We start from the raw sequence: 7909 nt of genomic DNA, 5'->3' as shown, positions 1-7909 counted from the left end.
AAATACGTCAATATACTTACACAGAAAAAATCATTTAGGATTGAGCTAGATAGAGAAAATCATTTAGGATTGCTATATCGGGTATTAGTGACTTCCCTTAATGCCCAGGCTGCAAAAATTAGGTATAATTGGTGAGTGCGTATTTTGATAGAAGTAAAAAAAAAATACCACTGTAGGCAAGCTCCAAACCCCGATAGTGATGAGTCATTCCAAATCTCAAATCTCAAATTTTATGAGCTACATCGAGATCTTGGCGGTCAAATAAAATATTAGAATAAACTGGCCACTTGTTCTGATTAGTAAAATAGCTAAATGAATAAGGTATTAGGGCATAATGTTGTGAAAGATGGAACAGGGTATGGAACTAAATTTACAGAAATTTTATAGGGCCTGCAATCCCAGCTACACCCTGGCAGTAGCAAATCAAAAAGACCGACAATACTATATCGATTTCTCATCAGTGCGGGGCGGCACAATCGTAGAACAATTGGAGCGCACCATCAGCCGTCTGTCCCCCGATGCACCTACCTGTCAATTATTCACTGGTCACATCGGCTCTGGTAAATCAACAGAATTGCTGCGGCTGCAAGCAGAATTGCAGCAACAAGGATTTCATGTTGTTTACTTTGAGTCGAGTAAAGACTTAGACATGGCAGATGTAGATATCACTGACATTTTGTTGAGCGTTGCTCGTCAGGTGAGCGAAAGCATCGAGAAAATGAAAATCAAGCTGCAACCGACGGGTTTTAAAGCTTTGCTCAAAGGGGTTGCTGAGGTTTTTCAAACTCAAATAGATTTGAGGGCTGAAGCTAATGTCCCTGGTTTTGGGGAAATAAATGCCAGCACGGAGGGAGAATTTTCTCTGGCGTTGGGAATTGGCAAAATTACTGCTAAAGCGAAAGATGCTCCGAATCTGCGATCGGAGTTGAGGCAATATTTGGAGCCGCGAACAAACGTAATTTTAGATGCACTGAATAAGGAGTTGCTGGAGCCGGCTAATCAAGAACTCAAACGCCAAGGGAAACAAGGACTTGTAGTAATTATCGACAATCTCGATCGCATACACCTGTGCGCGAAACCGACGGGGCGGCTTCAGCCGGAATACCTGTTTGTCGATCGCGGCGAACAGTTGGCCAGACTAAATTGCCACGTCGTGTATACAATTCCTTTGGTGCTGATTTTCTCTAACGATTTGGGCCAGTTGACCAATCGGTTTGGGGTTGATCCGAAGGTTTTGCCGATGGTGCCGGTGCAGTTGAGCGACGGTTCTGAGTGTTCTGAGGGTGTGGAATTGCTGCGGCAGATGGTTCTGGCGCGGGCTTTTCCGACGGTGCAGCCTTCGCAGCGCTATGCTTTGGTTGGCAAAGTTTTCGATTCTGCGGAAACTCTCGATCGCCTGTGTCGAGTCAGCGGCGGTCATGTCCGCAATTTGCTGCAACTGCTGTATAGCTGTCTGCAGAAACAAGACCCTCCTCTGTCGCGGGAAACTTTGGAAAATGTGATCGTCCAGCGCCGCCACCAGCTTACTTTGGCGATCGAACCGGATGAGTGGCAATTGCTGCGCCAAGTATCCGCTAGCAAAACTGTGAGTGGGGAAACTAAATATCAAATCTTGCTGCGCAGTCTCTGGGTGTTTGAATACCGTTACGGCGAGGATTACTGGTTTGATGTCAATCCGATTTTGGCTGACGCCAAAGAGTTTCGGCACACAGTTGATAGTGGAGAGTTGACAGTTAACAGTTGACGGTTTACAGTCACTCGGCGAGGCAAATCGCTTCTGAACCAACGAAGTTCACTCCTAGCTGACTAAAGAATAAGAGTCCAACTGTAGCAGGATCTGCTATGAAAACTAACAAAACTCAACCGTTAACAGTCAACTAACAAAAATGATTAAAGGCACTACTAAACTGTTGGGAGTAATTGGTCATCCCGTGGAACATTCTCTGTCGCCGGCGATGCACAATGCTGCTATTTCCCACTTGGGAGTCGATTTTGTTTACCTGCCATTTCCGGTAAAACCAGGGGATTTAAAAGCTGCTCTTGTAGGATTTGCGGCGATCGGCGTTCGGGGATTTAGCATCACGATTCCGCACAAACAAGCAATCTTACCGCTGCTGTCGGAAGTTTCCCCGATCGCCCGAGCGATCGGCGCAGTCAATACCGTATACCTGACTGACAAAGGTTGGTGCGGTACAAATACTGACGTTGAAGGCTTTCTCGCGCCGCTGCAAACCCCCCCAACCCCCCCTTACCAAGGGGGGGCTAAAAACGCGACCTCTCCCTTAGAAACGGGCAATACGGCGGTCGAATCAGATTCGCCTTCCCACGAAACATGGGCTGTTGAATCCTGTCCCCCCCCTTACCAAGGGGGGGCTAGGGGGGGTTCCGATTGGAGTCAGAAGGTAGCGGTAATTTTGGGGAATGGCGGGGCGGCGAGAGCTGTTGTGGCTGGATGCGCTCAATTGGGATGTGCAGAGATTCACGTTGTCGGCCGCAGCGAACAAAATTTAGCGGAATTTCAGCAGAGTTGGGTCAATTCTCCGATGCCAGTGCAGAATTTGCAGGTTCATACTTGGGATAATTTGTCAATGTTAATCTCGCAGGCAGATTTGCTGGTGAACACGACACCTGTGGGGATGTATCCGCAGGGGGAAAAGTCGCCGGTTGCGGATGCTGCGATCGATCGAATTTCAGCAGGTGCGATCGTCTACGATTTAATTTACACCCCTAATCCTACGCAGTTTCTCAAAGATGCGCAGCTTCGGGGAGCGCGAGCTATTGACGGACTCGAAATGCTAGTTCAACAAGGAGCAGCCGCGTTAAAAATTTGGCTGGATAGAGAATCCGTCCCAGTCGATGTGATGCGCCTCGCCTTGCAGAAGCATTTAGGCTTAAGCTAAGTAGCAATTTACAACTGAATTCGCGCTAAGCTGAGAATTAAAATATACTTGCGCTGCCATTTATGAAATTTCGAGCTATCAGCCTTTTTTTTGCTACTTGCCTGATCGGAATTTTTAGTTTGGTATTCACTCCACCTGCTTGGGCTCTGACGCAGATTAAACTTTCCGACCTTTCTTATCGCGAATGTCCGGCAGAAATGGCAGAAGGAACAGTCACCAGCGGCAGTTCTATGGAAGCTAACTGCTTTTTGATTACTGGGAAAGCTGAAAATAGCACCGGCAAACCAGTTGTCAATGCCGATATTTTCGGCCGAATTTATGATGCCGACGACAATCCGGTGATGCAAAACCGGACTCGCTTGGGGTCTATAGAAGAAGTTCCTCCCGGAGTTAGCGATTTTCAGCTCAGAATTTCGGTTGCCACCAATCAACGAACACCTTTGAAGCTCAAGCAATTTAAAGCTACAGGTTTTACTGGCGTGGTTCGCCGCTAAGGAAACTCTTTGAGATTTTAGATTGCTAATTTGAGATTTTGGGTTGGCTGTTGACAAACCGCGATGCAGTTTTAGATTTGAAATTGGAGATTTTAGATTGTTGAGTGGCTGGCAATTTCTCATTTCTAATGTATGAGTAACTCCCCAGCTTTTCAACCGGGGAGTTCATGTCACAATCTCAAATCTAAAATTTAGTTGCCGGCAGCTATATCTGCCAAACAATTTAGGCTAGATGCTTAAAAGCTTAAGCTTTTCCCACTACAATGATGTTTGCAAGCTGGTCAAAAGACCGATCAAGAATTCCGAGCCGAACTGAAGTACAAAAAACGCAATCAGCGGCGAAAAGTCAATCCCTCCTAAGGGGGGGATAATCGATCGGAATAGATTGAGGTAAGGGTCTGTTAACTGACTCAAAATTGAAAACGGGGGGTCGTACCAATTGATATTGGGGAACCAGCTTAACAGCACCCGAAAAATCATCAGGACTAGATAGATTTGCAGAAATGTCGCTAGCGTGGTTGCCAAAAGGCCTATTGAAGAACTCATAAATTTTGCTTGTAGTTTTGAGTAAAGTTTACAGACACTTTAACTGTGAGTTTAGCATAGCTGGGGGAGTGGGGGGGAGTGGGAGTGGGGGGATAGGGGGAGAGGGGGAGCGTTTTTGTTGTTCCTTGTTGCTTCTGTCTCCCGCTTTTAGCTGGAAAGATGAAGAGAGAAATGTGCGACAGTTTGCCGATCGCCCGCATCGATCTGCCAGACTAATCTAAAATTTTAAATGGATTCAGGAGTCTTGGGCGATCGAACCCTCGCTGTTGTGGGCCTGCGAGTTCCCGTTTACGTCGCCGAGTTGCAACCGCACGTCATCTATTGCCTGATTTAGCTGAGCAATTTTATCTTCTAAGCTCAGCCTTGCTACTTCCATGCTGTCGGCTTCGAGTTGACTGGCTTTCCTCTGGCGGATCTTTCTTGTCTTTGCTTCTGAAGGTTCACTCAGCAAAGTTTCAGCAGCGCGCCGCGACAGCACCGTGCCCAAAACTGCACCTACCAAGCCGCCAACGGCAGCTCCGGCAATAAATCCCCCTGTAAAACCCTCTCGATTGCTCATGGCTCAACTCAACTGCGCGATATTTCCTTGATTTGTTTATTTTGACACTCTCCCGGTGAGAAACCGGCAGACGATCGTTCGATTTTAGATTTTATACTTTTGATTAAAAAATTGAGATGCCGATCGGGAAAATGAGCGGGAGGACAAAAGCCCAAAGGGGCATCAAGCCGGTTATTTGTCAGGTAAGGCGAGAATTCCGACTTCAGAGTTAAAGCGGATCATTTCCAAAGATCGATCGCCATAAAGATCTTCAATGTGTTCCAAGCAGCAGTCGATCGCGAAATCGTTCAATTCAGCCGGCTCAACGCCGTACATTTCCTCAAACACCTCTGAGTCTACCCGACAAAAGCGCGGTCGATCGGCATAAATTCCGCATTCTCTGGTCGCTTTGTCAAAATTGATACACCAACCGTCGTCTCCAACTAAGCTCAAATAGAGCGCTAATTCGTCTTCAGATAAATACTCGTCTAAGTCAGGGCGCTCTGTTGGGTCGAGGTAACAACAAGCACCGCACTGCTTTACGCAACGCCAAGTAGCCATAGTTCTATTTTAGATTTTAGATTTTAGATTTTAGATTTTAGATTCGGAGGATTATGTGGAAAATGCCAAACTTTAGGAGATTGGGGCTCTTCAAGTATATCAATTGCCAGCGCCGGAGGCGGCTATCCCGAAGGGGCGGTGCGATTTGATGAGATTTTAGATTCGGATCGCTTTCCGGGAAGGGGCATCAAGTCCCCGGTTCCGTGTGACTGGGAGGTCGACCGTAGTTTACATTTTGTTGAATTTTGTGAAGTTCCTTAAAAAATAGGGACGATAGCCCGGTAAAATCAGAAGCGGATTTTCTAATTCAACAATCTAGACTTAATCACTACAGTCAGGAGGACACATGGACTTTATAACGGATCTTTTCAGCGGCCTGGCTGGTGTAGACTACCAACTCATTGTTCAGGTAGCTTTACTCGCAGCCGTCGTGCTTTCGGGCCCGATCGTGATTTTTCTGCTGGCAGCTAGAGGCGGCGACCTGTAATTATAGCACGCTCCGGGGCGATCGAGAGTTGGGAGTTTGGAGTTTTAAATTATTCAAAATTCACAACGCTCGATCGCCAGTTTTCCCAGCAGCACGAGCTTAATTATCAAATACCGAGTTATCAAATACCGAGGGCGTGTTTAGCAGTTTGAATCAAATTCTCAAAAAAAGGTAGAGATACATCGACTTCTCTAGCATCTTTGCGGGAGTTGCCTAACAAACCGATGTTTTGTCCGGGTGCAACAGCCAAAACTTGCCCTTGAGAGTTGCGAATTCTCAATTCCTCGATCGATCCGGCGGGAGAAAGACTGCAAGAATAAGTGCGATCGCAGTAATCAAACTCAACTTTCCCAAAAATCGGCGGCCTCGAACTAGCAGCATTTGCGGGCAGCCGGACACCCAACAATTCTAACTCCACCGATGTCTTGCCATTAAAACTATTTTCCCGCAATCGGTAAGCAAGATCTACCCGCCGAGGCAAAGGAAAATATTCCCCCCAACGCCAAGCAATCGCCTTCACACTAGCCGATACTTTTCCATCTTGAGTTGCAGTTAGTTTAACGTGACCTCCTTTACCAACAATTTTCTGTTCAGTTATGCAAACATTAGGCGTCCAAAATACAGGAGCCTTATTTTCAATTCCGCAAGGTTCCAGAGCATCAATTTGTCGGTAAAGGTCGAGATTAATCTCAGCCAAATCGGCTCGCACATCTACTGAAACCAGCGGTTTTAGATGTTCCGGCTGCAAACATTGATTGGCAAAAATTGAGAGTTGATTGCGGAATTGTTCGAGGTTGTCAGCCGGCATAGAAAAACCGCCAGCCGCTTTGTGTCCGCCAAATTTAGTTAATAAATCCGCGCAAAAATTCAGCCCGTCAAATACATTAAACTCAGGAATTCCCCTCGCCGAACCCCGGACAATTTTATGGGCAACCGCCCCTACAGCCTCATCCTCAAAAGTACCGATAAACACAGGTACGCCGTAGCGTTCCACCAACCGAGAAGCTACAATCCCGATCACCCCGTGGTGCCAACCGGGCTGCACGACAACTAAAACCCGTTCCTGCTGCAAATCGATCGTACTATTATCGCACCAAGCGATGGCTTCCTGCTCAATTTCCTGGCACAACTCCTGCCTGCGCTGATTGATTTGTTCGCACTGCATCGCGTTTTTGAGAGCCAATTCGCGATCGTCCGTAGTCAGCAACTCTATCACAATTTGAGGGTCAGCCAGCCGCCCCACGGCATTGATCCGGGGCCCGAGCCTAAAACCAATATCTTCAGGCTTTAACGAATTTTGAGTTTGAGTTTTTGAGTTGAGAATTGAGAGACTTTCCCCACTTCCCGGCTGCACTCCAGCCACGTGAATCAAAGCCTGAATACCCGCCAATTGCGAGTGAGGCAACAGTCGCAAACCACGCTTCACCCAGCGCCGATTAACTCCTGTCAAAGGCGCTAAATCCGCAATAGTTCCCAACGTAAATAACTCCAGCAGCGGATTCACCAACCCGCCCACTTTTTTCATGTCCTGAGCCAAGGTAATAGCCAAAACATAAGCAACGCCAACGCCAGCCAAACCGCGATAAGGCGAAGATTCCGCAATTAATTTTGGGTTGAGAATAGCATCGGCCGGCGGCAGTTTTGGCGGCAAATCGTGGTGGTCTGTAATAATAACTTTGACACCCAGTTCTCGCGCTCTGGCAACCGGGCCGTAGGCTGCAATTCCGTTGTCAACCGTGAGAATGAGAGCGACACCTTCCGAGTGAAATTCTCCTACAATGCGATCGTTAATCCCGTAACCTTCTCGCATCCGGCTGGGAATAGCATAATCCACATTCGCCCCCAGAAGCCTCAGTGCTCGCAGCAACAAAGCCGTGCTCGTCATCCCGTCAGCATCGTAATCGCCGCAAATCGCAATTTTTTGCCCTCCCGAAATCGCCTCCCGCAACAGTTTGACACTCGCAGCCAAATCTGGAAACTCATCCGTTGGCGCGGGCAAAACCAGAGATTCCGGTTCGATAAACCCGTGCACTTCTTTAACAGAATCGATGCCGCGGTTAATCAGCACCTGTGCTAGCAAAGGCGACAAACCGATTTCGGCGGCAAACTGTTCGGCTTGCTGTGTTTGAGGCGAATAAATTTGCCACCGTTGGTTCGGCAATCGGTGAAAATGCGGAGGCACAGATGTTGGTAGCTCTTGCACGGAAGCTGAGGTTTAAAGATACATAGTTAATCTTACCGAATTAAGTGCCTCAGTCCATCAATTTTAGATTTTAGATTTTAGATTGATGATGATGAGTTTTTTGGCTAAAATCCAAAGGTTGTTTGTAGGAAAGCTTTTTTTGGAAGCTCTCACCCCACCCAAATAGGGATACAAGCCCCC

8 protein-coding genes are annotated in these 7909 nt (G+C 47.3%); 4 read left to right on the top strand and 4 right to left on the bottom strand.

The window, feature by feature from the left end; translation table 11 throughout:
* Positions 1-358 precede the first annotated feature (358 nt).
* The 3 genes from QUA20_RS10095 (at position 359) to QUA20_RS10085 (ending at position 3394) form a co-directional block, all read left to right on the top strand.
* On the top strand, positions 359-1744 hold the full coding sequence (locus QUA20_RS10095; protein WP_172184515.1) for a P-loop NTPase fold protein: 1386 nt from the start codon (positions 359-361) through the stop codon (positions 1742-1744).
* 142 nt (positions 1745-1886) lie between these two features.
* Positions 1887-2900 (top strand): shikimate dehydrogenase, encoded by a 1014-nt coding sequence (locus QUA20_RS10090; RefSeq protein WP_333188319.1) that lies wholly within the window; start codon positions 1887-1889, stop codon positions 2898-2900.
* Positions 2901-2962: 62 nt separating this feature from the next.
* The gene (locus QUA20_RS10085) at positions 2963-3394 is read left to right on the top strand and encodes a hypothetical protein (RefSeq protein ID WP_333188317.1); all 432 of its coding nucleotides are present in this window, start codon (positions 2963-2965) and stop codon (positions 3392-3394) included.
* A gap of 258 nt (positions 3395-3652) precedes the next feature.
* On the opposite strand, the gene QUA20_RS10080 is transcribed toward QUA20_RS10085, so the two are convergent.
* The 3 genes from QUA20_RS10080 to QUA20_RS10070 all read right to left on the bottom strand — a co-directional run bounded on the left by QUA20_RS10080 (position 3653) and on the right by QUA20_RS10070 (position 5039).
* The gene (locus QUA20_RS10080) at positions 3653-3940 is read right to left on the bottom strand and encodes a YggT family protein (protein ID WP_006631083.1); all 288 of its coding nucleotides are present in this window, start codon (positions 3938-3940) and stop codon (positions 3653-3655) included.
* A 235-nt stretch (positions 3941-4175) separates the two neighbouring features.
* Complete coding sequence (locus QUA20_RS10075) at positions 4176-4499, bottom strand: hypothetical protein (protein WP_333188314.1); 324 nt, start codon at positions 4497-4499, stop codon at positions 4176-4178.
* A gap of 171 nt (positions 4500-4670) precedes the next feature.
* Positions 4671-5039, bottom strand: a complete 369-nt coding sequence (locus QUA20_RS10070) for a YkgJ family cysteine cluster protein (RefSeq protein WP_333188313.1) — start codon at positions 5037-5039, stop codon at positions 4671-4673.
* Positions 5040-5385: 346 nt separating this feature from the next.
* Between QUA20_RS10070 and psb30 the strand changes: the two genes are divergently transcribed.
* Positions 5386-5526: a photosystem II reaction center protein Ycf12/Psb30 gene (psb30, locus tag QUA20_RS10065; RefSeq protein ID WP_333188310.1), complete on the top strand. Its 141-nt coding sequence runs from the start codon at positions 5386-5388 to the stop codon at positions 5524-5526.
* Positions 5527-5647: 121 nt separating this feature from the next.
* Here the strand turns inward: psb30 and recJ are convergent, their stop codons facing one another.
* Positions 5648-7729: a single-stranded-DNA-specific exonuclease RecJ gene (gene recJ / locus QUA20_RS10060; protein WP_333188308.1), complete on the bottom strand. Its 2082-nt coding sequence runs from the start codon at positions 7727-7729 to the stop codon at positions 5648-5650.
* Between the last annotated feature and the right edge of the window lie 180 nt (positions 7730-7909).

This window comes from Microcoleus sp. Pol7_A1, assembly GCF_036701085.1.
Lineage (GTDB): Bacteria > Cyanobacteriota > Cyanobacteriia > Cyanobacteriales > Microcoleaceae > Microcoleus > Microcoleus asticus.
Note: the sequence above shows the minus strand (reverse complement) of the source record. Positions and strands in the feature narration are given on the sequence as shown.

Bases quoted from the DNA above. Each gene is read 5' to 3' on its own strand.
- QUA20_RS10095 (WP_172184515.1), top strand. From the start codon at position 359: ATGGAACTAAATTTACAGAAATTTTATAGGGCCTGCAATCCCAGCTAC.
- QUA20_RS10090 (WP_333188319.1), top strand. From the start codon at position 1,887: ATGATTAAAGGCACTACTAAACTGTTGGGAGTAATTGGTCATCCCGTG.
- QUA20_RS10085 (WP_333188317.1), top strand. From the start codon at position 2,963: ATGAAATTTCGAGCTATCAGCCTTTTTTTTGCTACTTGCCTGATCGGA.
- QUA20_RS10080 (WP_006631083.1), bottom strand. From the start codon at position 3,940: ATGAGTTCTTCAATAGGCCTTTTGGCAACCACGCTAGCGACATTTCTG.
- QUA20_RS10075 (WP_333188314.1), bottom strand. From the start codon at position 4,499: ATGAGCAATCGAGAGGGTTTTACAGGGGGATTTATTGCCGGAGCTGCC.
- QUA20_RS10070 (WP_333188313.1), bottom strand. From the start codon at position 5,039: ATGGCTACTTGGCGTTGCGTAAAGCAGTGCGGTGCTTGTTGTTACCTC.
- psb30 (WP_333188310.1), top strand. From the start codon at position 5,386: ATGGACTTTATAACGGATCTTTTCAGCGGCCTGGCTGGTGTAGACTAC.